The organism is Prolixibacter sp. SD074 (genome assembly GCF_009617895.1).
Lineage (GTDB): Bacteria > Bacteroidota > Bacteroidia > Bacteroidales > Prolixibacteraceae > Prolixibacter.
Genome location: NZ_BLAW01000001.1, coordinates 2,063,648 through 2,088,470 on the forward strand (window position 1 = coordinate 2,063,648; position 24,823 = coordinate 2,088,470).

Consider the following 24,823-nt stretch of genomic DNA (forward strand, 5'->3'; position numbering starts at 1 on the left):
GATACTTATCTTGTCGTAGTACTCTCCCAACTGAGCGGATAGTACGATGGAATTCTGAAGAGGCCCGGAAGTCAATTATTCCCGGAACCGGAAAGAATAGCGTCATTTTAAGTCTGTCCGGGCATATGGAAAACTCTTTACAATAAAATTACCTGTTTTCGTTAAAACAATTTTATTTTGTATCGGACAAAGACAGATTCATGGTAAACAAAAAAAATACATCTTCCACACGCGGAAAAGGAAAACGTACACCTGCCAAAAAGAATGGTAAGCATCATAATTCCAAACAAATCACCAGACAAAGAGTTTGGCGTTGGGTACTTAATATTTCATTGTTTGGCATGTTTCTACTGGGAGCGCTCTTCGTACTGGTTTACATTGGTGCCTTCGGCCCACTGCCTACAACTCAGGAATTGGAGGGCGTCAGAAACCCGGTGGCTTCGGAAGTTTATTCCTCCGATGGGCACCTTCTGGGACGCTATTACATCCAAAACCGCAGCAATGTAAATTTCGACCAAATATCCCCCAACGTCATTCATGCCCTGGTAGCCACCGAAGATTCACGCTTTTATGAACATCGCGGAATTGACGAGTGGGCCTTGTTGCGCGTATTTATTAAGTCCATATTGCTACAGGAGCGAAGTTCGGGAGGCGGCTCTACCCTCTCGCAGCAAATTGCAAAAAATATTTTTGGCCGCGATAACTACGGACCGCTTTCCATGCCTGTCAATAAACTCCGCGAAACCATCATTGCTTACCGTCTGGAGAAGATTTACACCAAAAACGAAATTCTGACCCTTTACCTGAATACTGTCCCTTTTAGTGAAAACACCTTTGGTATCGAAACTGCTTCGGAGCGTTTTTTCGATAAGAAACCGGCCGATTTAACCGTTCCGGAAGCTGCAACACTGGTTGGAACACTGAAAGCCAGCAACGCATACAATCCGCGTTTGCACCCCGGACACGCGAAAGAACGCCGCAACCTGGTTATCAGCCTCATGGTGAAGAACAATTATCTTTCGGAAGCTGAAGGTGAAAAATACAAGAAAACGCCACTTACGCTGCATTACAATTACCTGGTGTACAACACCGGACCGGCTGCCTATTTACGCGAACGCATCAGGTTGGAGATGGAGGATTGGTGCAGCCATGTAACGAAGCCCAACGGCAACCCATATAATTTATATACCGATGGGTTGAAAATTTACACCACTCTCGACTTCAAAATGCAGCATTACGCAGAAGAAGCCATGCAGAAGCAAATGAAGAACCTGCAGGACGTATTCGATAAACACTGGAGCAACAGGCAGCCGTGGGGACATAATGAGGGGATGTTAAAAAGGGCTGTACAACGTTCCGATCGCTACATACGGATGAAAGATGCCGGAAAAACCGAGCAAGAAATTAGCGTGGCATTTCATGAAAAAATTACGATGAAAGTCTTTAATTGGGGTGACATCCAGACGGTCGACATGACTCCGCTCGATTCGGTAAAACATTCACTCCTTACCCTGCGATGTGGTTTTCTGGCGCTTTCGCCGAAAAATGGCGCAGTAAAGGTTTGGATTGGCGGAAACGATTTCCGGTTTTATCAGTACGACCATGTGACGGCCAGCCGGCAGGTAGGTTCCACCTTCAAGCCAATTGTGTATGCTGCTGCTTTGGAAAATGGTGTCGAACCGGATAAGTATTACGCCAACGAAGAGGTTACCTACCCGGAATACGATGACTGGACCCCGCATAATGCCGAAGATGAATACGGCGGTTACTATTCCCTTGAAGGAGCACTGAGCGAATCCATCAATACCGTTTCGGTGCAGGTGCTGCTCGATGCCGGCATGTCGAATGCCGTGAGGCTGGCACACCGGATGGGCATCGGTGCCGACCTGCCGGAAGTTCCTTCACTCGCACTTGGGGTGGCCGATATCCCGCTCGAAGAAATGGTAACTGCTTACGCCCCATTTGCCAATGGCGGAAAAAGTGTGAAACCGTATTACCTCCTTCGTGTTGAAGATTCAAAAGGTCGTGTATTAAAAACATTCCGTCAGGATGAAGATTCAGACGAACAACAGGTCATTTCTACGCAAACGGCCCACATCATAACTCATTACCTGGAAGCCGTAGTGGACAGTGGTACCGGCCGTGCTATTCGTACCCGGTTTGGCATCCGCGGCAACTTTGCCGGAAAGACCGGGACCACACAAAACCACGCCGATGGCTGGTTTATTGGCTACACGCCTGATTTGGTAACAGGTTGCTGGGTGGGTGCCGAAGACCCCGCGGTTCATTTCCGCACGCTTTATTATGGTCAGGGTGCCCGCATGGCATTGCCTGTTGTTGGCGATTTCTTTCATAAACTGTACAGCGACCGTACATTTGCCTCATTGCGTTATCACCGCTTCGACATGGGAGACGACCAACGATTAATCGCTTCGCTCGATATTCCGCACTACCGTGATGAACTTCCACATAAGAAATTCATCGACTTTGGCTGGTTGTTTGGCCGTCATAAGGACAAAGCGGAGAAAGATAAGAAGAAGCAGCGGCAACAACCGGATGATAAGCAGTCGCCCAACAGCGAGGAGAAAAAACATTCCGGCATCTGGGAAAAAATCCGAAATGCTTTCCGCAAGAAAAATTAGAGCAGCCACAGCACCGCGTGATGGAAAATACATGAGTATTTCTTATGCCCCGGCCTTACGGGAACAAAAAATCATGCAACATTCCGGCGCCTTGGTACACTTTCAGGGAAAAAGCAAAAATGAAAAAAGGATGCCGCCCATCCACCGGATGACATCCTTTTAAAACTCTTTCTTCAGGCCTTTAATCAGGCATAATTTCGTTGGAGCAACTCCGGATGTTCTTTATCGACTTTCATCAGCAGTTCACCAAATAGTGTATTAGCCCAGGCAAACCACTTTCGTGTGAAATCTTCGGGATTATCCTTGTTAAAGCTTTCGTGCATAAATCCGGTACCGGCATCGGTATTCCGCAGCATTTTAATGCAATGGGCAATATCGTCCTTATCGTTGCTGGTCATGGCCCGCATGATGATCGCCATCGGCCAGACGTAGTGCAATCCCACGTGCGGTCCGCCAATTCCTTCGGCTGCTTTCCCCTTCCAGAACCACGGATTGTCCCCGCTCAGTACAAAATTCCGGGTACGATGGTAAAGCGGATCTCCCGGAGAACAAGCCCCGAGGTAAGGTAGCGCCAGCAAACCCGGCACATTGGCATCGTCCATGAAATTCGTGTTTCCAAAGCCATCCACTTCGTAGGATAGAATTTTGCCATGCTTTTCATGCTTAATCACAGCATGCCCTTTCAGCGCCTGCTCTACCTCATCCGCGAAAGCGGTACACTTTTCAGCGAAATCGGCATCGTAATAAATTACCCGGCTCATTTCGGCCAGCTGGCGAAGCGAAACCAAAGCAAAATAGTTGGACGGTACCAAGAAAAGGTAGGTTGTTGCATCATCGGACGGACGGAAACCGGAACAGATAAGGCCGTTGGGACGAATCGGATTTCCCCAGCCACGCCCCGGCATGGTATCGGTGTTCACGAAGGTTTCGCGCATGAAATAATACGGCCCGCGCCCCTCCTTGCGCTGCTGTACGCGGAAGGTTTTCACCACCAGCTCCATGGCCTGCTTCCATTCCTCCCCAAACGGCGAAGTATCACCCGAATTCTTCCAGTAATGGTAACTCAACCGAATAGGATAACAGAGTGAATCAATTTCCCATTTCCGCTCGTGCAATTCGGGTTTCATGTCGGTTTTATCGCTCAACCATTCGCTATTGCCTTTACCGTCGTTAAAGGCATTGGCATACGGATCAATCAGGATACATTCGGCCTGTCGGTTAATCACTCCGGCAATCATGTTTTTCAGTTTCCTGTCTTCATTAATTAACGGAAGATAAGGCCACACCTGCGCCGACGAATCGCGCAGCCACATGGCGTGAATATCGCCGGTAATGACAAATGTGTCGGGCTTACCGTCTTTTTCCCGGTAGGTAACCGTGGTATCGATGGTGTTCGGAAAGCAGTTGGAGAACATCCAGGCCAGCTTCGGGTCCTTTATTTTCTGCTTCATCTTCCCTATAACCTTTTCCACTGCTTCGCTGGTGAAATTTCGCTCGTCCGGAGCCGGACGTTTGGATGGGTATTCAACAGGTGTTGTTCTACCGAACGATATAGAAGGAGCGGCTGTTAGTCCAACACCAATGGCTCCGGCGGTTTTTACAAAATCACGACGATTTTTCATTCTTTTAATGTTTGGTTTACGGTTCCTAAAATATTCAAGAACTGGCCATATCTCCAAAAGTTTGTGAAAGGAATGATAAAAAAGTTGATCGAATAAGCGATCAAGATGGATCCTTCTGGATAATGATGGGATTTTTGAAATGCACGTCGCGCTGCGGAAAAGGGATATTAATATCATTCTTGGAGAATAGATCATCGATGGCAAAGCGCAGTTCGCTCTTTAAATTCTCTACAAAAAAACTATTGGATGTCCAGAAATAAAGCTGAAAATCAAGCGAGGAATTACCAAAATCGTTGAACCGGACAAAAGGTTTGGGTTCCGTGCTGATATCTTCGTGTCCGTTAGCAGCCTCAAGGAGGAGTTTTTCGACCAAACGCACCTCAGAACCATACGCTACCCCCACACTCACATGGAAACGGGTATTTTCTTCATTATGGCTCCAGTTGACAATGGTATCGCGGGTAAACTTTGAATTTGGAACAATCAGCACCTGGTTATTCCGGGTCAGAATCTTTGAGGACCGCAAATTGATTTCGAGCACACGCCCAACCGTTCCGTCATTCAGTTCGACGATATCATATACTTCGAGCGAACGGTCGAACAGGATAATTAAGCCGGAAATAAAATCGTTAAAGAGGTTTTGCAAACCGAATCCGATACCTGCCAGAAAGGCTGCTGAAGAAGCCACAACCCAGGTTAATTTCAGCCCAAGCGCCTGAAGAGAAAGCACGATGGCCGTAAACCAAATCAGGTATTGAACGATGGTATAGATGGATCTTCCCCGACCACGGTCGAATTGTTTCTGGTTGATTTTGTTATCGAAATGGTACTCTATCAGGTTCAGAATAAACCGGGTAACAAACAAAATGGCAAGTACAACCAAAAGATGAGTAACGGTAAACTCTATTTTATCTGTTGCGAAAAGCTGAAAGGCTAATACTTGCTTGGTTTTTAACCCCAGCATACTTAGCGAACCCAGACCTGCTCCAAAAATAAAGAATAAACGGATTATGCGGATGAAAGAGCGCCACCGTTTCAATCCAAGTTTTTCTGCAATAGATAAATGCATCATCCACTTACGGAAGAAATGGAAGATAAAATAAGCGCCCACCAATATTAATGCGCCAATAGCAACCCGAAGAATGGAAATCTTCAAGTCGCCATAGGTAAAGAGGACGTAATTGAGCAATTCCCATAAACTCATTTTCTGGTCAGGTTGCATGGTTTTCTTCCAGTTTTTTAAACAGATTATCCACCGTCAGATTTTCATCAAGTTGTCCGTTGTGGGCCACCGAAATACGCCCGGTCTCCTCACTTACCGTAACAACATAAGCATCGGTTTGTTCCGACATACCAAGCGCTGCACGATGCCGCAATCCTAAAGAAGGCCGCAGATTTTTCTTGGCTGAAACAGGCAAAATGCACCGCGCTGCACGAATTCGGTTTCCAACGATGATGACGGCCCCATCATGCAAAGGCGCATTTTTATAAAAGATACTCTTCAGTAACTCCGCTGTGATGCCGGCGTCGATAATCTCACCAGTCTCGGCAAATTCCCTCAACTCGGTACTCCGGGCAATCACAATCAAAGCCCCGGTTTTGGCGCGCGCCATATCCTGGCAGGCATCAACTATTGCCCGCAAGCTCGATTCGGTTGTCGATTTGAAATGCTGCGGAAAAAGATTCTCGAAAGATAGCTTATTGTTGGCCTGGTAACGACTCCCCAGCAAGAGCAAAAACTTTCGTATCTCCTGCTGGAAAACTACAATCAAAGCCAAAACCCCAACGCCGAATAACTGGCCCAGAATGGTGCTGACCAGCTCCATATTCAATGCCTTCACCACCAGCCAAACGAGGTAGACAATAAATATTCCCATAAATATATTGAAGGCTACCGTTCCTTTTATCAGCATATATAGCTCGTATAAAAGGAAAGCGACCAGCAACACATCCAAAAAATCGAGAAATCGTATAGTAATGAATAGTTCCGTCATTTGACAACGCTTTTCAGCTTGCTGTAAATTTTAATGGTTTGCACTGCTTCCTTCACATCGTGCACCCGCAGGATATCTGCCCCTCCCATGAGGGCTACCGTATTCAACACCGTAGTTCCGTTTAGGCTCTCCTCTGCCGATGTCCCCAAAAATTTCCAAATCATCGATTTGCGGGAGACACCCGCCAGAAGCGGGAATTGAAACAATCCGAAGGAATCGAGCCGGTTCATCAGGTCGAAATTATGATCGATCGATTTACCAAATCCAAATCCGGGATCTAATATAACGTCTTTTACTCCCAGTAGTTTTAGTTGCTGAACCCTTTCGGCAAAAAACATTAAAATTTCCTGTACCACATCGTCGTAATGCGGATTTTGCTGCATGGTTTTCGGTGTACCCTGAATATGCATCATAATGTACGGAACACCCAGTTCGGCTACCGTTTCAAACATCCGGTCATCCATGGTCCCCCCCGAAATATCGTTGATAATGCAAGGTCCGCTTTCGTTTACAATATCCCGGGCTACCGAGGCGCGAAAGGTATCAATCGAGATAATGGAATTCGGAAATTCATTTCGAACCAGGCTAACTGCCGATTTCAACTTCCCGGTCTCTTCCATTACCGGGACATCGCGCGCACCCGGTCGGGTTGAGTAGGCACCAATGTCAATGATTTCGCCCCCTTCTTCCAGTATTCTCTCAGCTCGCTTCAGGATAGCCTTGTGACTGACATATTTCCCGCCATCGAAAAAGGAATCGGGTGTCACGTTGAGAATACCCATTACCATCGGATGATCGATTTCGATTAAACGACCATCGAGCGTCATGGTCTTCTTCCGGGCATAAAACGGTTCTTTTTTACGCGTAAACAGCATAGAAATATTTTTCAAATAGCACCGTCAATGCACTTTCTCTGAAAAGGGAAACGATTTCGGAGTGCCTTTCTACAAAAGTAATAATTAATTGACTCGGCAATTTTCATATTTTTATACTTTTATGGTTCAGTTCAAGAGAAGACAATGGAGAAGACAGTTCAGCAATTCGATCATATCATCAGCATCTGCCACGACTTATTCGTCAAAAAGATGCGCGATTACGGAACAGCATGGCGCATCTTGCGTCCCAGTTCCATGACCGATCAGATATACATCAAAGCACAACGAATCCGCAGCATTGAAGAGAAAGGAATTTCCAAAATCGACGAAGATGCGCGTGCTGGGTTCATCGGTATTATCAATTACTGCTCCATGGCGCTTATCCAGCTTGAGCTGAAACCTTCGGAAGAAGAATTACCGGCTGACATCACCGAAAGGATGTTTTTGGAAAACCTGGAGAAGGCCAAAACGCTGATGTTGGATAAAAACCACGATTACGGCGAAGCCTGGCGGCAAATGCGCATCAGTTCGTTCACCGATCTGATTCTGATGAAACTGAAACGCACCAAACAAATTGAAGACAACCAGGGAAAAACACTGGTATCGGAAGGCATCGAAGCCAATTATCTTGACATTATCAACTATGCCGTTTTTGCGATGGTGAAACTTGAGTTTGGAGAAGAATGATGAAGTGGCTGCGAAATATCAGCAGAATACTGGTGGGCCTGGTTTTTATTTTTTCGGGCTTTGTGAAAGGGATCGATCCGTGGGGCGGTACTTATAAAATCACCGACTACCTCTACGCCTTTCATCTTGATTTTTTCGTTCCCATTGCGTTGCCACTGTCATTTATCCTTTCATTCGCCGAATTTGCAATAGGTGTGGGACTTTTAAGTGGAACATTTCTCCGCTTCTTCTCCTGGCTGGTGCTCATCTTCATGAGTTTTTTCACGCCGCTAACACTTTATCTGGCACTGACCAACCCGGTGACCGATTGTGGTTGCTTCGGCGATGCACTGGTAATGACCAACTGGCAAACTTTTTATAAAAACATTGTCCTCATCCTGCTGACCATTATTCTTTTTGCCGGAAGGCGCAAAGCGGACCATCCGCTGAAAGGAAAATCAGGCAGGTTTCTTTTCTCCGGCCTCATCCTGACTTATGTGGTATTGGTTACCTGGTCATACAATCACCTGCCGATCATCGATTTCAGGCCGTACAAAGTGGGTGTGAATATTACCAGGGCCAAGGAAATTCCGCCAGGTGCGCAACCCGACGTTTACAAAAACAACTTCTACTATAAGAACATGAAAACGGGTGAGGTAAAGAAATTCGCGGAAGAAAATATTCCCTGGCGGGATTCACTTACGTGGGAATTTCAGTCCATGGACCAGCCGGTGCTGGTTAAGCGAGGATACGTTCCACCCATTCACGATTTTTCGATACTGACACCGCAGGGAGACGACGTGACGGACTATTTCCTGAAGGATGACAACTACACCTTCATGTTGGTGGCCTACGATTTACGGCAGTCATCCACGAAGAATCAAGAACGGATTAATGCACTGGCCAAATGGGCTGAAGCACAAGGATACAACTTTATTTGTCTCACAGCATCCCTCGAAAATGAGCAACAAACATTTACTGAAGACAATAATGTCCCCTACCCTTTTCTATCCACTGACGAGATCACCCTTAAAACCATGATCCGCTCCAATCCGGGGCTTATTTTAACCTACAAAGGAACGATTTTGGCCAAGTGGCATAACAATGACATCCCCGATTCTACTTCCTTCCGGCAAGAGTTACTGCCGGAAATGAATAAAAAGTTAAATCAGGATTAAAGGCTTTCAGGTATTTCCAACTTCGGCGGGATGTTTCTATCTTTGTCGATAGTTTAATAACTTGTATAGCAACCATCCATCATTTTAAAATCAAACCATAATGAGAAAGAAGATTGTAGCCGGAAACTGGAAATGTAATACAACCCTGCATGAAGGTGTTGAACTGGCCAAAGCCGTAAACGAACTGGTCGTCGCCAAAGGCGATAAAGATGTTGTGGTAGTACTGGGTACGCCCTTCACTCACCTGACAAAAGTGGTTGAAAGCGTTGATACCAGCCGTATTGGTGTTTCTGCGCAAAACTGTGGCGCTGAAGCTAAAGGTGCTTTCACCGGTGAAGTTTCTGCTGAAATGGTTAAGTCGACTGGCGCAACTTACGTGATTCTTGGTCACTCCGAGCGCCGCGAATATTACAATGAAACCAGCGCGACCCTCAATAAAAAAGTGGCCCTGGCACTGGAAAACGGATTGACTCCCATCTATTGTTGTGGCGAGCCATTGGAAATTCGCGAAGCGGAAACACAGAACGACTTCGTCAAAAAACAGCTCGATGAAACGGTCTTCCAGCTTCCGGTTGAAGAATTCAAAAAATTGGTAATTGCTTACGAACCCATCTGGGCTATCGGAACAGGTAAAACTGCATCAACTCAACAAGCACAGGAGATGCTGGCCTTCATCCGCAGCTTGATTGCCGATAAATACGGTAAAGATGTTGCCGGGGAAATCCCCATCCTTTACGGTGGTTCGTGCAAAGCCAGTAACGCTCCCGAACTCTTCTCTCAGCCTGACATCGACGGTGGCCTGATTGGCGGCGCTTCGCTGAAAGCTGAGGAATTCCTGGGAATTATCAACGCCTACTAAAAAACATCTGCTGCGATTAACCTCGCAATGGTATTTTTTTCAAGACAAAGGTGGCTGAAGCATTGTTTTCGGTCACCTTTTTATTTTCTGTGAGCATTTCGGATAAAGATTTGTTATTATTCAACGAATAGCTATTAAATTGCATCTAAGTAGATATATGAACTTATGAGCAAACCTGTTTCCATACCAATATACACCCTTCTGCTTTTTTTTACTGCTGCTTTTTTATTCCCGCGACTAGCTGTGTCGCAGCAGTTGAACGGAACAATCACCGATAAAAAAGGAGAGTCAATTCCTTATGCTACCGTTTTTATCAAGGAACTTTCGCAGGGAACCACCAGTAATGTTAACGGGGAATACGGTATTAACGTGCCCGAAGGAACCTATACTGTTATTTACCGAAGTTTGGGATATGCCCCGCAATCCATTACCGTTAAGGTCAACAAAAAGACGGTTACCCAAAATATTATCATGGCCGACCAGGTTCATCAACTTCGGGAAATCAGGGTGTATGGTAATGGTGAAGATCCGGCCTATCCGATTATGCGGCACGTTATCGGACTATCTAATCTTCATAAAAACCAGGTCGAATCATACAAAGCAAATGTTTACCTGAGAGGTACCGTTCATTTTAAAAAAGTATCGCGAATTATCCGTAATCAATTGCATAAACAAAAGGTGGAAGTGAAATCGGGCGAGACATTCGTTGACGAAACTTACAGTACCATCACCTTCGATGCGCCTGACCACTACAAGCAGGTGATTAAGTCGGTCAATTCCACCTTCCCGGACATTGTCGATTTTCCGGTCATGAAATTCTTTGCTGCCAGCCTGTACGACGATAATATCGATATCCTGATTTCGCCATTGGGGCACAACGCCTTTAACCACTACAAATACGTTTACGAAGGATTTAGTTACGAAGGCGATTATACCATCGACAAAATCAAGGTCATTCCCCGCCGGCGCAGTAAACAACTTTTTTCAGGGTACATTTACATCATCGATGGTTTGTGGTGCCTGCACAGTGCCGATTTAAATTTCGATACGCCTTTCGGCGAAGTGAATGTCCGGCAGGCTTTCGACGAAGTGAAACCGGGTGTGTGGATGCCGGTAGGCCACAATTACGCCTTCGAAGGCGGCATTTTGGGGGTGAAAGGCAGTATACATTTCGGCGGTTCAGTAAAATACCGCGACGTTGTTCTGAATCCCCGGCTTATGGCCGTCAACCCGATAAATACGATGCCGCAGTTCTTGGAAAAAACCGAAGCCGAAACCGAAGCCAAAACCGAAACCGAAAAGGAAGATTCGGTTGAAGAAACGAAAAATGAACCGTTAGGACACGAAGTGAAGGATGGGAAGCGTGTGGCTGAAATGGCTGAAATCCTGAATAAAGAAAATATCACCACCCGCGACATGAACAAACTGTCCCGACTGATGTCGCGGGAAGCAAAAGTTGCCAACGGGAAACAATCGCTCGAACTGAAAGATAAAAATCAGAAGGTAATTGTTTCAGGAGCCGCCGATAAAGATTCGTCGTACTGGGACGAAATCAGGCCAATTCCGCTGACCGAAAACGAAAAAGAGAGTTTTGAGAAACGCGATTCGTTGAAAACAGTAGGGCCAAAGAAAAACTTCTTTACCTCTTCAAAAAAACGTAGTGATTTCTTCACCCGATATTTCGGCTCACTTTTCACTGGTAAAAAATGGATAAACAGCGATACCAACTTTCATGTCTCCTATCCGGGAATCATCAATCTGAAAGCGATTGGCTTTAATGCGGTCGACGGATGGAAAATTCATCAGGAAATTACCTTCAATAAAACCGGACGACCGGGCCATGCATTTTGGTTTACTCCCTGGGGAACGTGGGCCATCAACCGGAAGGTCGTTCTATGGGGTGGGAACACGGCCCTGACGTATGCACCAATGCATCGCGGCATCGCTAATCTCGATTTTGGCCGTAATACCATGGATTTTAACAGCCGCTACACCGTCGATCCTTTTATCAACGCGGTAGCCTCGCTTTTTTCAAAAGAGAATTATGCCCGCTACTACGAAAACCGTTACATCGATTTTCGTAACCGGATAGATTTGGCCAATGGCTTGGTGTTTTACACCGGGTTCAGCTGGAACAACCGGCGCCGGTTGGAAAACTCAACCAATTATTCCTTCTTCAGAACCGATGTTGACTACATGAGCAACCTCCCGCACAATCATGTGGTAACCAACGCGAATTTAAACAGTCAAATCAATACGGTGCTGAAGCTGAAAATCGAGTACACGCCGCGCTACTATTACCGGGTAAAGGATGGAGTGAAAGAGATGGCTCATTCCGATTTTCCAACCTTCTGGTTCCAGTACAATAAAGGTATCAAAGGACTTTTCAACAGCACGGCCGATTTCGATTACCTGGAAGCGGGACTAAAGCAATGGATTCGGATAAATTCAGCAACCAGTTTAACATATAAAATCCGGGGAGGCTGGTTTCCGAACCATGAACAAATCCACTTCGCCGATTTCTCGCAAACCAACAGTCAGCCCTCGCCCGTATTATTCAAAGAATTCAGGCACGCTTTCTTTACTCCGGGCTATTACGAACTGAGGAGTGATGACCGATTTGTGGAGGCACACGTTTCGTACAAAGCGCCCTACATCTTGTTGAAATACCTACCGGGAATCAGCAATACGCTCTGGCGCGAACTGGTTTGGGCCGGCTATTACAAGATGCCCCATTACCCACAATATACCGAAATCGGTTATTCGTTGATCGATATATTGTTTAACGGCGATATTGGGGTGTTTGCGGGATTCGACGAATGGCATTACAGCCGCATTGGGATAAATCTCGTGATTCGCATTCATTAAGACCGTTATTCCAACGAAATTCGCATCTTTGACTGCTAAATTTATCGCAATGGAATACACCAAAGTCATTTGTTTCCCGGAACCTGATTCCGAAATCAACCGGGAAATATTGACCGCTCAAATGGGCGAACTGGGTTTCGACAGCTTCAGTGAGACAGACGAAACCGTTGAAGCCTTTATCCCGTCTTCTGCTTTTAGCGAAGAGCTGCTGCAAAGTGAAAGCCTGAAAGACAATCCATTATTCAACGTGCGGTTCCAGACGGAAGTCATTCCCGGCCAGAACTGGAATGAGGTGTGGGAAAAAAACTATTTCAAACCATTGTTGGTCGAAAATCGATGCCTTATCAGGGCTCCATTCCATGCCGATACGCCGAAGGCAGAGTATGAAATCGTGATTGATCCGCGCATGGCCTTCGGTACGGGAAACCATGAAACCACATATCTGATGATTTCGGCTATTCTGCAACAGGATTTACAAGGCAAACAGGTTCTCGATATGGGATGCGGAACCGGCATTCTCGGCATTTTGGCTTCCATGCGGGGCGCCGAAAAGGTCACAGCCATCGATATTGATGAGTGGGCGTACAACAACACGCTCGAAAATGCGGAAATCAATTATATCACCAACATCGATGCTTCACTGGGAGATGCCAGTCTTTTGGGCAAACATAAGTTCGATGTGATTTACGCAAACATCCACCGGAATATCTTGCTGCAGGACTTACCCGTATATGCTTCCGTCATGTGCAGGGATGCGGAAATTATCATGAGCGGATTCTATCGGGAAGACTTGCCGGCCATTTCCGCAAAAGCGGAAGAAGCAGGACTAAAACCTGCCGGATACGAGGAACGGAACAACTGGGTGGCTGCCCGGTTTATTCGTTGAACTGACCCCGGCGCCCCATCTCTACAACCTCCAAATCGAAAATGCGGGCACCTTCGATGGAAAAGCGCACCAGGGTCCGGACCTGGTGAAAGCCTTGTACGCCGGCTGCCCCGGGATTGATGTGCAACAAACCAAGCTTTTGATCATTCACCACTTTTAAAATATGTGAATGACCGGAGATGAATAATTTGGGAGGATTGTGGTAAATTTCCGGCGTCACGTACCGTTCGTACCTTCCGGGGTAACCGCCAATGTGCGTCATCCAGACATCGACCTCCTCGCACATAAATCGCTGATGCAACGAATACTCCTGCCTGATTTGGTCGCCATCTATATTTCCGAAAACGGCCCGCAGAGGCTTTACTGCAGCTAATTTATCAGCAACTTCCAGGCTGCCGATATCGCCGGCATGCCAAATTTCATCGCATTCCGAAAAATAATTGAGTATGGCATCGTCCATATAACCATGTGTATCCGACAACAAGCCTATTCGCTTCATGAGAATAATTTGCCCGTAAAGATAATGTGCAATTTACCGATTTGAAAATGAGGAGGGCGTTATATCGGGGCCGGCAGTAAGTTGTTCCCCCTGATAAAATGCTACCACAAAAATGAATTTGTCAACACCTTTATCAATGAGATAGGCACGGTAGCGCATGGCATCTTCGAAAGTAAAAAAACGGCCAACCGAATAGCGGTTAAATTTACCGCTGTGGTTAATATAAAAGGGACCGGGCACTTTAGTCCTCCGCGTTAAAATCCGCGCAACATTTACCGGTTTTCGCAGCGCGCAAATCTGAACCCGATAAACAATCCTGCCATTAAGGTTTTCCGAAGCCCGCACATTAGTTGCTGTTTCGCCTGACGATGCTTGCGTTGTTGCATCTGAAGGGGAGGCGAAGGCAACACAGATACCAATAAAAAGGATTAGTAGACGCATCAATTAGTTGCAAGCTTTGGTTTTCACTAATTTAACTTATTATTGAAATTTCCGCAAAATTCCATCGACCAAATTATCAGGCGGTTAACTTTGGAATGAGCGACGACTAGTACTCTTCGCCACCTATCGTGCACTAAATTAGGACAATCAGACACCCGTTTGTTCCGCCGGGAAAATTTCTTTTCCTAATTAAAATTGACGCGTCCTTCCCGGGAAAAAACGACGATTAGGTTGTTTTGCTATTACCTACCGGGAATAAACTACATTTTGTAGCTGCTTCCCGCAAAGGAAAAAGGTGTCGTCGCGAATGGCGGTTGTTTGTCGCACTATATCGTGACCAAATCGCGAAATGCAAAAGCCTGCCATGCTGTGTCGGGAACAAAATGCCATTTGCAATTGCTCCATGCGCGGGGCCAACAATCTTCGCTAACACTTGAATTCTTCCCCATTTTACCTTATCATTGAAAGAAACAGCCGGAAAATATCCCGGCAGGCTAAAAAGAATCTGTTCTCATTATAAAAAAAATTGCTATGAAACTCGTTGTTCTTGTCCGTCACGGAAAAGCTGAACATACCAATGACCCGAAACCCGATTATCGACGCAATTTAACGACCCGGGGTGAAGCGGATGCCACCAGAATAGCCGAAGAAATCAAACCGATGCTTCCGCAACCGCTTCATTTAATATCGAGCCCGGCCAACAGGGCAAAACAAACCGCTACTTTCTTTGCCTCCGTTTTGGACTACCCCGAAGATGCAATTCAGGAGGAAGAAGATCTTTATGATGGACTAACCACAACCGAATTTCTGGAGATGTTGGCAAAAACGCCTGAAGAATCCGATTGTATTTTGGTGTTCGGACATAACCCGGCGCAAACGATACTCGCCGACCGAATGCTCAACCATTTCGACCGCATACTTCCTACATCGGGAGCCGTTGCTATTCGTTTTGGGGTACAATCCTGGGCAGAAATAGAACCACGTAGCGGAGAATTGGCTTTCTATAAATATCCAAAAATGTTTCGTTAAATTTGTCGCAGAATAACAATTCCGCAGGAATATGCATCTTTTTTTCACGCCCGATCTGAACGGGAACCACTACACTTTAAACGAAACCGAGTCGAAACATTGCGTCAGGGTTTTGCGACTGAACGAAGGCGACAAAATTCAGTTGGTTGATGGCAAAGGGAGTTTTTTCGAGGCGGTTATCGTCGCCGCTCACCCCAAAGCTTGCCAGGTTGAGATAACTGATGCACAGCATGGCGTTGGTAAAAGAGATTTCAGGCTGCATATCGCCATCGGACCAACCAAAAGCATCGATCGGTTCGAATGGTTTCTGGAAAAAACAACCGAAATCGGGATTGATGAAATAACGCCGCTTTTGTGCCGCTATTCCGAACGGAAAAGTATTAAGCCAGCCCGACCCGGGAACATCATCACCTCGGCAATGAAACAATCGCTAAAAGCCTACCGTCCGGTTCTGAACGAAATGACAAGCTTCAGAGACTTCGTTTCGCAGGATTTTGACGGCGGGAAGTACATTGCACACTGCGGGCCGGCCGAACGAAAACTTTTCAGCCATATTCTCCCGAAAGGGAAAGATGCATTAATCCTAATTGGTCCGGAAGGTGATTTTTCACCCGAAGAAATCCAGTTAGCGCTGAACAACGGTTTTCACCCGGTTTCGCTGGGAGAATCGAGACTGCGGACCGAAACAGCCGGAGTGGTGGCCTGCCATACCGTTAACCTCATCAACGAGTTGAAATAGTGTTATGACGTTGAAAAAAATATACCGGGATAGTTTATGGGCCGTGGCTTTTATTATCCTGACTTTCTCCGCCAATGCACAATCGAAAACTTCGGTGAAGATTGCACTGTTGAAATATGGCGGTGGCGGTGACTGGTATGCGAATCCAACCTCCTTGGGCGATCTCATTCAATTCTGTAACAAAAACATTGGTACCAACATCGATTCCGAGCCCGCTGCCGTTGATGTGGGAAGTCCTGAAATTTTCAATTATCCGCTTCTGGATATGACGGGTCACGGGAATATTTTTTTTACTGATGCTGAAGTGAGGAACTTGCGCAAATATCTCGAATCAGGCGGATTTCTGCATGCCGATGATAACTATGGCTTAGATAAATATATCAGAAGAGAAATGAAAAAAGTTTTCCCCGAAAGTAAATTGGTCGAATTACCTTTCACTCATCCCATATATCATCAGAAATACGATTTTCCAAACGGATTGCCGAAGATTCACGAACACGATGGCAAACCGCCCCAGGGATTTGGTATTTTCTATAAAGGAAGGCTTGTTTTCTTCTACACCTACGAGTGTGATTTAGGCGATGGATGGGAAAATCCTGCGGTGCATCACGACCCCTGGCCACTTCGGGAAAAGGCTTTACAAATGGGCGCCAATATAATTTCCTACGTATTCGACCACCCATAAAAAATGATTTATTAACCGTTATTTAGGAAGTTAGGATATGACTTGTGATTTTTCTTGTGGAGCGTCAAAAAATTAAACGCTAAAGAACAAGGCGTGTTCGATTTTGTACATGCTAAGAAAGGGCAACGTCTGGAATTACTTCCTGGGCGGAATTAAGCGCAAGCGAAATAGAACATCATCCGTTTAATCAATCAACCACTTTTTTTCGAGCAAAAAAGAGGCTGTCCTAATTCCGGACAGCCTTTCATATAATAGTGGTTGTGATTATTTACCTTCCTGCTCAAGCTTCAATGTCTTGGTGGTAGCATCGCAAACTTCGGCCGGGCCAAAATACTGGATGGGCCCGGGATAAACGTAGCAGGTTTCAACAGCCCATTTTTCGCGGTTTTCAGCCAGTTTAAGGAACGGCGCAGCATCCAGTTCAACCAACGCTTTCTGAATAACCGGTTTCATATGACCGTGGCGACGCTCCATGTTCATCATCATCGTAATCGGAACACCTCCGGCAATCCATTTATCAGCTGGTTTGGTTGTATTCCGGACAGAAGACATATAACCAGTTTTACCATTTCCAATCAGTACCGAAGCAGTTGCGCCAAGTGAATAGCAGTAATCAGCATCGAAATTAGAAGGAGCCGCGCAACGACCTTCATAACCGAAGAAGTGATTCTGGGCAGAGAAACTGCCTTTGTAAGTACCTTCTTTTTTCATCTCGGCCAAACGGACACCCACCATCTCAATCAATAACTTCTCAGTCTCGATTTTCGATACCTGTACGTTTCCGTGCGGATCGCGATCAAGCGTCAGCTGCTTGGCAATTTCTTCAGGAAGGGATGCAAATACCTTGGAAGAAATTTCACTCAGTTTGCCGATAACATACGTGCGTTTTTCAGCATCAGTCACCAGGGCTTTGAATTCATTGGCTGACTGCTGACCTTCGGCAAGCAAATCATTCAATTCGGTAATCAAAGTCTTCATTTCCGGAATAAACTCAATCAATCCTTCCGGGACCAGAACGACACCAAAATCATGGTTATCTTCAGCACGACGGGCAATAACTTTGGCTATATAATCTACGACCTCTGCCAGCGTTTGCTCTTTTTCAGCTACTTCTTCCGAAATCAGGGTAACATTCGGTCGAGTTTGCAGTGCACACTCCAATGCAATGTGTGACGCTGAACGTCCCATCAGTTTAATGAAGTGCCAGTATTTTTTGGCTGAGTTGGCATCACGCATAATGTTTCCAATAAGCTCGGAATATACCTTGATAGCCGTATCGAAACCAAAGGAGGTCTCGATCATCTCATTTTTCAGGTCACCATCAATGGTTTTGGGACAACCGATAACCTGAATGCCGGTTTTTTTCTGCAGATAATACTCAGCCAATACACATGCATTAGTATTTGAGTCGTCACCGCCGATAACTACCAGCGCATTGATGTTTAACTTCCTGCATATCTCAACACCTTTGTCGAATTGAGCTTCTTCTTCGAGTTTGGTGCGACCGGAACCAATAATGTCGAAACCACCGGTATTGCGATATTCGTCAATAATTTCGTCGGTCAATTCCATGTATTCATGATCAACCAAACCACCGGGCCCCCCCAGGAAACCGTACAGTTTGTTTTCAGGGTTCAGCTTTTTCAAACCGTCATAAATACCGGAAATAACGTTGTGGCCTCCGGGTGCCTGGCCACCGGAAAGAATTACACCAACATTCATTACCGGCAGAGAACCGGTATCAATACCCTCTTCAAAGGTGATAAGCGGCATACCATAGGTATTCGGAAAAAGTTTCTGGATCTCTTCCTGATCGGCAACCGACTCGGTTTCTTTTCCTACGACCACTTTTACAGGTCCTTGTAAAGCTTTGGGTAACTTGGGAGCGTATTTTAATCGCTCAAATTGTAAAGCACTTATAGCCATCCTACTTGATTATTTAGTGACAGGTTAAAACTATCCAAAAAAGCAGCGTAAAATTAACGGATTATCGCTAGGGCGCCAAAGTATAAGCCGGATTTGTAGGAAATTTAAAGTTTAGTTTTCATACAAAAACAAAACAAGAGGCCAGTTACGGGCCCCTTGCTTGAAATCAGTTATTTCTACCGTGAAAATCAGTTGGTAAAGAAATCGAAAACATTCCCTAATTTACTGCTGGAAACGCCATAAAATTCGGTGTAAGAACACCTGCTACAGGTAACCGATGTAAATTTCCGGCCTTGTACATCGAATATTTTTGACCAGAAACCGCCGGCGACTCGAATTTCACCTACATCGTACGAACGGTTTCCACATTTCGGGCATACATATTTATTCCTGCTCATCACTTTTCTGATTATCGGTTAACGTTTTATTTTCTTTCCGAACAGTAGCTCGGCCTGCCTTTTGCGTGGTGCAAGAGGTACTCAATTTGTGCGTTGGCGCTGCGAAAAAAGTCCGCCGAAGCGGACTCATAAATCATTTAAAGCGAGATTTAATTAAGGTTCAGTTCTAACTGTGTATCACCTGAACTCAAAACTGTGTATTGCTTAGCAAAGCCTAAAATATTGTCGATGGCTTGCCGGGAAGGGCCGTACATACAGGATTCTACTTCGTTTTTTAGATTTTCTTGTTTCATTTCCTTATGCCCTTCGCCCTCCGTTTTCTCCTTTGATTCACTTAAATCGGTTTCAAAAACGAAATCAAAATAAAGAGTAAAAATATCGTTCATAGGCAAATTATAAAAGTTTAATATGATGATTGCATTTGTCTCTAAAACGAAAAAGGATGACATTTTATTGTCATCCCCTTTCGTTTTTTCTTCCTTTTTCAACCATCATGAAAGTGTCAAATTCAATTCTCGCTCCTCAATCAGTTTTCTCAGGTTAATTAAAGCATAACGCATCCTTCCAAGTGCGGTGTTAATCGATACTCCGCTGTGTTCTGCGATTTCTCTGAAACTGAATCCGAGATAGTGACGCATGATAACAACCTGCCGCTGATCATCAGGCAATTCCTCAATTAAATGACGGACTTCACGAAAAATTTGTTCACTGACCAGGTTGTCCTCAATGTTCATGTCGGAGAATTTCGGGCTATTAAAAATGTCCACTTCTGTCTCATCATTCGATATCGTACTCAGGTGCTTCTCTCTCCTGAAGTGGTCAATAATCAAATTATGAGCAATGCGGATAGCCCAGGATACGAATTTACCGTTTTCGGTATACCGCCCTTTTTTTAACGATTGAATAACTTTAATGAATGTGTCCTGAAAGATGTCTTCAGCAACCGCATGATTTTTCACGATCATAAAAATGTACGTGTAAATCCGGTTCTTGTGACGTGTAATCAGGATTTCAAGAGATTCGTGTTCGCCATCCACAAACTTTTGAACGAGTGCATAGTCGTCCAAATGCTTAATTTCTACCATAATACTATAAGGTTGGTTCTCAAGGTAGAAATATTTCGATAGGCGTGTCTCCTTTTTTAAGTCGGTTAATAACTAATTGTTAACTTTGCAAGCATCAAATATATATTATTTTTTTTACAAATATTAACATTTATCAAAAAAATCATTTTTTTCATTCCAATGCTTTCAGAACCTAATGGATACATCGAAATAAAAGGCGCTCGCGTCCATAATTTAAAGAACATTGATCTAAAAATTCCCCGTAGCCGATTCATTGTCATCACCGGACTTTCCGGTTCCGGGAAGTCTTCTCTGGCATTCGACACGCTTTATGCCGAAGGACAAAGACGGTACGTGGAGAGCCTTTCCAGTTATGCACGGCAATTTCTTGGTCGCATCGACAAACCCGAAGTCGATTACATCAAAGGAATACCGCCGGCTATTGCCATCGAACAGAAAGTAAATACAAGAAACCCAAGATCGACGGTAGGGACCTCTACGGAGATTTACGATTATTTGAAATTGCTTTTTGCCCGTGTGGGAAAAACAATTTCTCCCGTTTCCGGCAAAGAAGTTTCACGATATCAGGTAACCGATGTTGTCGATTTTATTTTATCACATCCGGATAAAACGCATGTACTTGTTTTATCGCCGCTTCATGTAAAAAAGGACCGCTCGCTTGAAACAGAAGCAGATTTGCTAAGGCAGCAGGGATTTACCCGCCTGGAAATTGATGGCGAAATTCATCGGATAGATGACCTGCTCGCCGATTCAAAGACGCTAAAGGCCAAAAGCGATGTTTATATCGTGATTGACAGGATTGCTGTTTCGCAAGACGAAGATACACAGAGCCGTGCAGCAGATTCTGTTCAAACGGCTTTTTACGAAGGGAAAGGCGAATGTGTCATCAAGGTGATGGGCGATGAAATCATAGCGGAGCATTTTTCTAACCGGTTCGAAGCAGATGGAATCGAGTTCGAAGAGCCGTCCATGCACATGTTCAGTTTCAACAATCCCATTGGTGCCTGTCCAACCTGCGAAGGTTACGGTAAAATAATCGGTATCGACGAAGATTTGGTGATCCCAAATAAATCGTTATCCATCTATAACGATGCGATTGCCTGCTGGAAAGGTGAGAAAATGAGTGAATGGAAAGAGCAATTGCTGTTCAATGCCGATAAATTCGACTTCCCGGTTCATAAGCCATATTACGAATTAACCGAAGAACAACGACACCTGCTTTGGACCGGGAACCGCCATTTTCATGGACTAAACCGGTTCTTCAAATACCTGGAAGAAAAAGCCTACAAAATCCAGTACCGCGTGATGTTGTCGCGCTACCGCGGAAAAACAACTTGCCCTGATTGTCGCGGGACCAGGCTGAAAAAGGAAGCAGCTTATGTAAAAGTAGCTGGGAAATCCATCCAGGAATTGGTCATAACGCCCGTCAATGAGTTGAGAAAATATTTTGCCAACATTCAACTGTCCGGGCACGAACAGGAAATTGCCAGCCGTTTACTTACCGAAATCAACAATCGTTTGAGTTTTCTTTGCGATGTAGGCCTGGGGTATCTCACGTTGAACCGGTTGTCCTCCACTCTTTCCGGAGGCGAATCGCAACGAATTAATCTGGCGGCCTCGCTGGGCAGCAGCCTGGTTGGTTCGATGTATATCCTCGATGAACCGTCCATCGGATTACATTCGCGTGATACCAGCCGCCTCATTAATGTTCTAAGAAAACTTCAGGATCTGGGTAATTCGGTGATTGTTGTGGAACACGACGAGGAAATTATCCGTTCGGCTGACGAAATCATCGACATTGGTCCATTCGCCGGAATGCACGGAGGAGAGATTGTATTCCAGGGAAACCACAAAAAACTAGCAAAAGAAGGGACCAGTCTTACAGCCAAATACCTAACCGGAGAAGAAGAAATTCCCATTCCTGCGAAGCGCCGTTCGTGGAATAATTTCATCGAAATAACCGGTGCCCGCGAAAATAACCTGAAAGGCATCGATGTGAAATTTCCGTTGAATACCATGACCGTTGTGACCGGTGTTAGTGGGTCGGGAAAATCATCTTTAGTAAAAAATATTCTATACCCAGCCCTGGTGAAATATTACGGTGGGTATGGCGAACGGACAGGAGCACACCAAAAGGTGGATGGCGACATGCATTTGTTGACCGGAATTGAATTTGTCGATCAGAATCCTATCGGGAAATCGTCCCGGTCCAATCCGGTAACCTACCTGAAGGCCTACGACGAAATCCGAAAACTCTTCGCCGACCAGCAGGCTTCCAAAATCAACGGATTCAAGGCCTCTCACTTTTCGTTTAATGTCGATGGCGGCCGTTGTGAAGAGTGCCAGGGCGAAGGTGTCATCAAGGTGGAAATGCAGTTCATGGCCGACATTTCGCTAACCTGTGAAAGTTGCGGGGGAAAACGTTTCAAACAGGATATCCTGGAAGTTCGCTACCACGAGAAAAACATCTATGATATCCTCGAAATGACCGTTAATCAGGCGATCGGATTTTTCAGTGAAAAGGCAAAAACCACTGAAAAGCGCATTGTGAAAAAACTGATTCCGCTTCAGGATGTTGGACTCGGCTACCTAAAATTAGGACAATCTTCCAGTACCTTATCCGGAGGTGAAAGTCAGCGAATCAAACTGGCTTCATTCCTGGCAAAGGAAAAAGATACACCTACCCTTTTTGTATTCGATGAACCCACTACCGGGCTCCATTTTCACGACATCCGCAAACTGCTGGATGCTTTCAACGCGTTGATATCAAGAGGACACAGCATTATTATTATTGAGCACAACCTGGATGTCATTAAATCGGCTGACTGGATCATCGATTTGGGACCGGAAGGTGGTGACAAAGGCGGAAAGATTATTTTTGAAGGAACTCCCGAAAAATTAATTGGCTGCAAAGAATCATACACCGGTCAATATTTAAAGCCGAAACTTCACATGAAATAAAGAGCGAAAAAACCGGTCACTTAGCAATTTCATTGACCGGTTTATTCTTTTCTTCCGCTTCCCCCTGTTGAAGTCTGTTCAGAAGCTTCACTTCCCGTAAGGTGACGAAAAGTACAATACAGGCCGATACGAAATCGGAAATCGGGCTGGCCATCCAAACTCCGGTCAGGTCGAAAAACTTCGGTAAAATGAAAAGCAATGGCGTGAGGACGATGACCTGCCGCAATAAAGTAAGAAACATTGCAATGCCAGCTTTGCCGATGCTTTGGAAATAGCTGGAAACAATAACCTGGTAACCAACTACCGGAAGCATCAGGGTGAATATGCGCAGTCCCTTTACACCAATATTAAAAAGTTCTTTGTTTTCGTTATTAAACAACCGAACGATTTCCCCCGGGAAGACCTGAACGACAACAAAAGATACTATTGCAATCCATGTGGCTGCCTTCATTGCCAGGAACCACGCCTCTTTCACCCGGTGGAAGTTCCGTGCCCCATAGTTAAAACCAACGATTGGTTGCAAGGCCATATTGATGGCAATCATCGACATAATAATCATGATAACCACCGAATTGATGATTCCCATAGCCCCCACTGCGACATCCGAACCAAAACGAATCAATTGAGTATTGAAGGTAGCTTGCACCAAACTGGCTGCCAATTGCATGGCAAACGGCGCCATTCCGACGGATAAGATTCGAAAAATGATTACCGGTTCCAGTTTCAGGTTCAAAAAGTGAAGCTTAACAATGGATTTCGAGCCGGTGAAATGACGAAGGACCCACAAGGTCAATAAAACCTGTGATATAACGGTGGCAATTGCAGCTCCCTGCACCCCCATCTTCAGAACAAAAATAAAAATAGGATCCAGTACCAGGTTGGTTCCGGCACTAAGAAGCATGGAATGCATAGCAATTTTGGCATTTCCTTCGGACCGGATAATATTGTTTAACGAAAAGCCGACCACTTGAAAAATGGTACCCAACAGGATGATGTCAAGATAATCGTTCGCATAACCGATGGTTTCGCTAGTTGCCCCAAATAAATAAAGCAATGGATTCTTCACAGTGAAACCAGCCACCGTAACCAGTATCGACACGATGACCATCAGTGAAAGGCCATTTCCAAGCACTTTTTCGGCCTGAAGATAATCTTTCTTTCCCATATTAATGGAAATCCGGACACCTGCTCCTACACCAATGAGCATGCCAAAAGCAGCCACCAAAATCATGATGGGAAAAATGACCGATAGTCCGGAAAGCGCCAAAGCACTTACTCCCCGCCCGATAAAAACCCGATCGACAATATTGTACAAAGCATTCATCATCACACCAATAAATGCCGGTACGAAATATTGCCACATCAAACGGCCAACTTTTTGCTGTTCAAGATCCCTGGTTGCTTTTTCGGGCATTGAGTTTTGTGTTGGTTTAGTTTGATTACCTTATAATGCTTCTATTTTGAAAGTGC

21 protein-coding genes are annotated in these 24,823 nt (G+C 45.2%); 10 read left to right on the forward strand and 11 right to left on the reverse strand.

The genetic code is table 11. The annotated features are described in order from the left end of the window. The first annotated feature begins 200 nt into the window (after positions 1 to 200). A complete protein-coding gene (locus GJU82_RS08985; protein WP_153631843.1) occupies positions 201 to 2,642 on the forward strand; it encodes a penicillin-binding protein 1A in 2,442 nt (813 codons plus the stop codon). A gap of 185 nt (positions 2,643 to 2,827) precedes the next feature. On the opposite strand, the gene GJU82_RS08990 is transcribed toward GJU82_RS08985, so the two are convergent. The 4 genes from GJU82_RS08990 to folP form a co-directional block, all read right to left on the reverse strand. Continuing rightward, positions 2,828 to 4,264 carry a glycoside hydrolase family 125 protein gene (locus GJU82_RS08990; protein WP_153631844.1) on the reverse strand — a complete coding sequence of 479 codons (1,437 nt, stop codon included), beginning with the start codon at positions 4,262 to 4,264 and terminating at the stop codon, positions 2,828 to 2,830. 100 nt (positions 4,265 to 4,364) lie between these two features. Next, on the reverse strand, positions 4,365 to 5,486 hold the full coding sequence (locus tag GJU82_RS08995) for a mechanosensitive ion channel family protein (protein ID WP_228488637.1): 1,122 nt from the start codon (positions 5,484 to 5,486) through the stop codon (positions 4,365 to 4,367). Next, positions 5,476 to 6,258, reverse strand: coding sequence for a diadenylate cyclase CdaA (gene cdaA, locus GJU82_RS09000; RefSeq protein WP_153631845.1), 783 nt, complete (start codon positions 6,256 to 6,258; stop codon positions 5,476 to 5,478). Before cdaA ends, GJU82_RS08995 begins: the two co-directional genes overlap by 11 nt. After that, positions 6,255 to 7,133 (reverse strand): dihydropteroate synthase, encoded by an 879-nt coding sequence (gene folP / locus GJU82_RS09005; RefSeq protein ID WP_194831014.1) that lies wholly within the window; start codon positions 7,131 to 7,133, stop codon positions 6,255 to 6,257. Before folP ends, cdaA begins: the two co-directional genes overlap by 4 nt. 144 nt (positions 7,134 to 7,277) lie before the next feature. On the opposite strand from folP, the gene GJU82_RS09010 reads away from it, so the two are divergent. From GJU82_RS09010 to prmA, 5 genes are all read left to right on the forward strand, one after another. Continuing rightward, entirely contained in the window at positions 7,278 to 7,820 is a 543-nt protein-coding gene (locus tag GJU82_RS09010; RefSeq protein WP_153631846.1) for a DUF1599 domain-containing protein, read from the forward strand. Beyond that, complete coding sequence (locus tag GJU82_RS09015; protein WP_153631847.1) at positions 7,817 to 8,977, forward strand: BT_3928 family protein; 1,161 nt, start codon at positions 7,817 to 7,819, stop codon at positions 8,975 to 8,977. The genes GJU82_RS09010 and GJU82_RS09015 overlap by 4 nt, the downstream gene beginning before the upstream one ends. A 100-nt stretch (positions 8,978 to 9,077) precedes the next feature. Further along, positions 9,078 to 9,836 (forward strand): triose-phosphate isomerase, encoded by a 759-nt coding sequence (gene tpiA, locus GJU82_RS09020; protein WP_153631848.1) that lies wholly within the window; start codon positions 9,078 to 9,080, stop codon positions 9,834 to 9,836. Positions 9,837 to 10,001: 165 nt separating this feature from the next. Beyond that, complete coding sequence (locus tag GJU82_RS09025; protein ID WP_153631849.1) at positions 10,002 to 12,704, forward strand: DUF5686 and carboxypeptidase regulatory-like domain-containing protein; 2,703 nt, start codon at positions 10,002 to 10,004, stop codon at positions 12,702 to 12,704. Between the two features lie 49 nt (positions 12,705 to 12,753). Further along, entirely contained in the window at positions 12,754 to 13,590 is an 837-nt protein-coding gene (gene prmA / locus GJU82_RS09030; protein WP_153631850.1) for a 50S ribosomal protein L11 methyltransferase, read from the forward strand. Here the strand turns inward: prmA and GJU82_RS09035 are convergent. Both GJU82_RS09035 and GJU82_RS09040 read right to left on the reverse strand, forming a co-directional pair. Then, positions 13,580 to 14,089, reverse strand: a complete 510-nt coding sequence (locus GJU82_RS09035) for a metallophosphoesterase (RefSeq protein ID WP_153631851.1) — start codon at positions 14,087 to 14,089, stop codon at positions 13,580 to 13,582. The two genes, prmA and GJU82_RS09035, sit on opposite strands and share 11 nt — an antisense overlap. A 33-nt stretch (positions 14,090 to 14,122) precedes the next feature. Then, positions 14,123 to 14,530 (reverse strand): hypothetical protein, encoded by a 408-nt coding sequence (locus tag GJU82_RS09040; RefSeq protein ID WP_153631852.1) that lies wholly within the window; start codon positions 14,528 to 14,530, stop codon positions 14,123 to 14,125. A gap of 531 nt (positions 14,531 to 15,061) precedes the next feature. Here GJU82_RS09040 and GJU82_RS09045 point away from each other — a divergent pair. Genes GJU82_RS09045 through GJU82_RS09055 form a run of 3 tightly spaced genes read left to right on the forward strand, consistent with a single transcriptional unit; the run spans position 15,062 to position 16,983 of the window. Then, entirely contained in the window at positions 15,062 to 15,559 is a 498-nt protein-coding gene (locus GJU82_RS09045; RefSeq protein ID WP_153631853.1) for a histidine phosphatase family protein, read from the forward strand. 31 nt (positions 15,560 to 15,590) lie between these two features. Next, complete coding sequence (locus GJU82_RS09050; RefSeq protein ID WP_153631854.1) at positions 15,591 to 16,298, forward strand: 16S rRNA (uracil(1498)-N(3))-methyltransferase; 708 nt, start codon at positions 15,591 to 15,593, stop codon at positions 16,296 to 16,298. 10 nt (positions 16,299 to 16,308) lie between these two features. Continuing rightward, positions 16,309 to 16,983, forward strand: a complete 675-nt coding sequence (locus tag GJU82_RS09055; protein ID WP_228488638.1) for a DUF4159 domain-containing protein — start codon at positions 16,309 to 16,311, stop codon at positions 16,981 to 16,983. A 264-nt stretch (positions 16,984 to 17,247) separates the two neighbouring features. Here GJU82_RS09055 and GJU82_RS09060 read toward each other — a convergent pair whose 3' ends face one another. The 4 genes from GJU82_RS09060 to GJU82_RS09075 form a co-directional block, all read right to left on the reverse strand. Continuing rightward, positions 17,248 to 18,909, reverse strand: a complete 1,662-nt coding sequence (locus tag GJU82_RS09060; RefSeq protein WP_153631856.1) for a diphosphate--fructose-6-phosphate 1-phosphotransferase — start codon at positions 18,907 to 18,909, stop codon at positions 17,248 to 17,250. A gap of 188 nt (positions 18,910 to 19,097) precedes the next feature. Then, positions 19,098 to 19,307, reverse strand: coding sequence for a zinc ribbon domain-containing protein (locus tag GJU82_RS09065; protein WP_153631857.1), 210 nt, complete (start codon positions 19,305 to 19,307; stop codon positions 19,098 to 19,100). 149 nt (positions 19,308 to 19,456) lie between these two features. Then, a complete protein-coding gene (locus GJU82_RS09070) occupies positions 19,457 to 19,795 on the reverse strand; it encodes a hypothetical protein (RefSeq protein WP_153631858.1) in 339 nt (112 codons plus the stop codon). 3 nt (positions 19,796 to 19,798) lie between these two features. Further along, the gene (locus GJU82_RS09075; RefSeq protein WP_153631859.1) at positions 19,799 to 20,392 is read right to left on the reverse strand and encodes an RNA polymerase sigma factor; all 594 of its coding nucleotides are present in this window, start codon (positions 20,390 to 20,392) and stop codon (positions 19,799 to 19,801) included. 159 nt (positions 20,393 to 20,551) lie between these two features. Here GJU82_RS09075 and uvrA point away from each other — a divergent pair, with 159 nt between their 5' ends. Then, positions 20,552 to 23,353: an excinuclease ABC subunit UvrA gene (uvrA, locus tag GJU82_RS09080; protein ID WP_153631860.1), complete on the forward strand. Its 2,802-nt coding sequence runs from the start codon at positions 20,552 to 20,554 to the stop codon at positions 23,351 to 23,353. A gap of 16 nt (positions 23,354 to 23,369) precedes the next feature. Here uvrA and GJU82_RS09085 read toward each other — a convergent pair whose 3' ends face one another. Next, the gene (locus GJU82_RS09085) at positions 23,370 to 24,767 is read right to left on the reverse strand and encodes an MATE family efflux transporter (RefSeq protein ID WP_153631861.1); all 1,398 of its coding nucleotides are present in this window, start codon (positions 24,765 to 24,767) and stop codon (positions 23,370 to 23,372) included. Positions 24,768 to 24,823 lie beyond the last annotated feature (56 nt).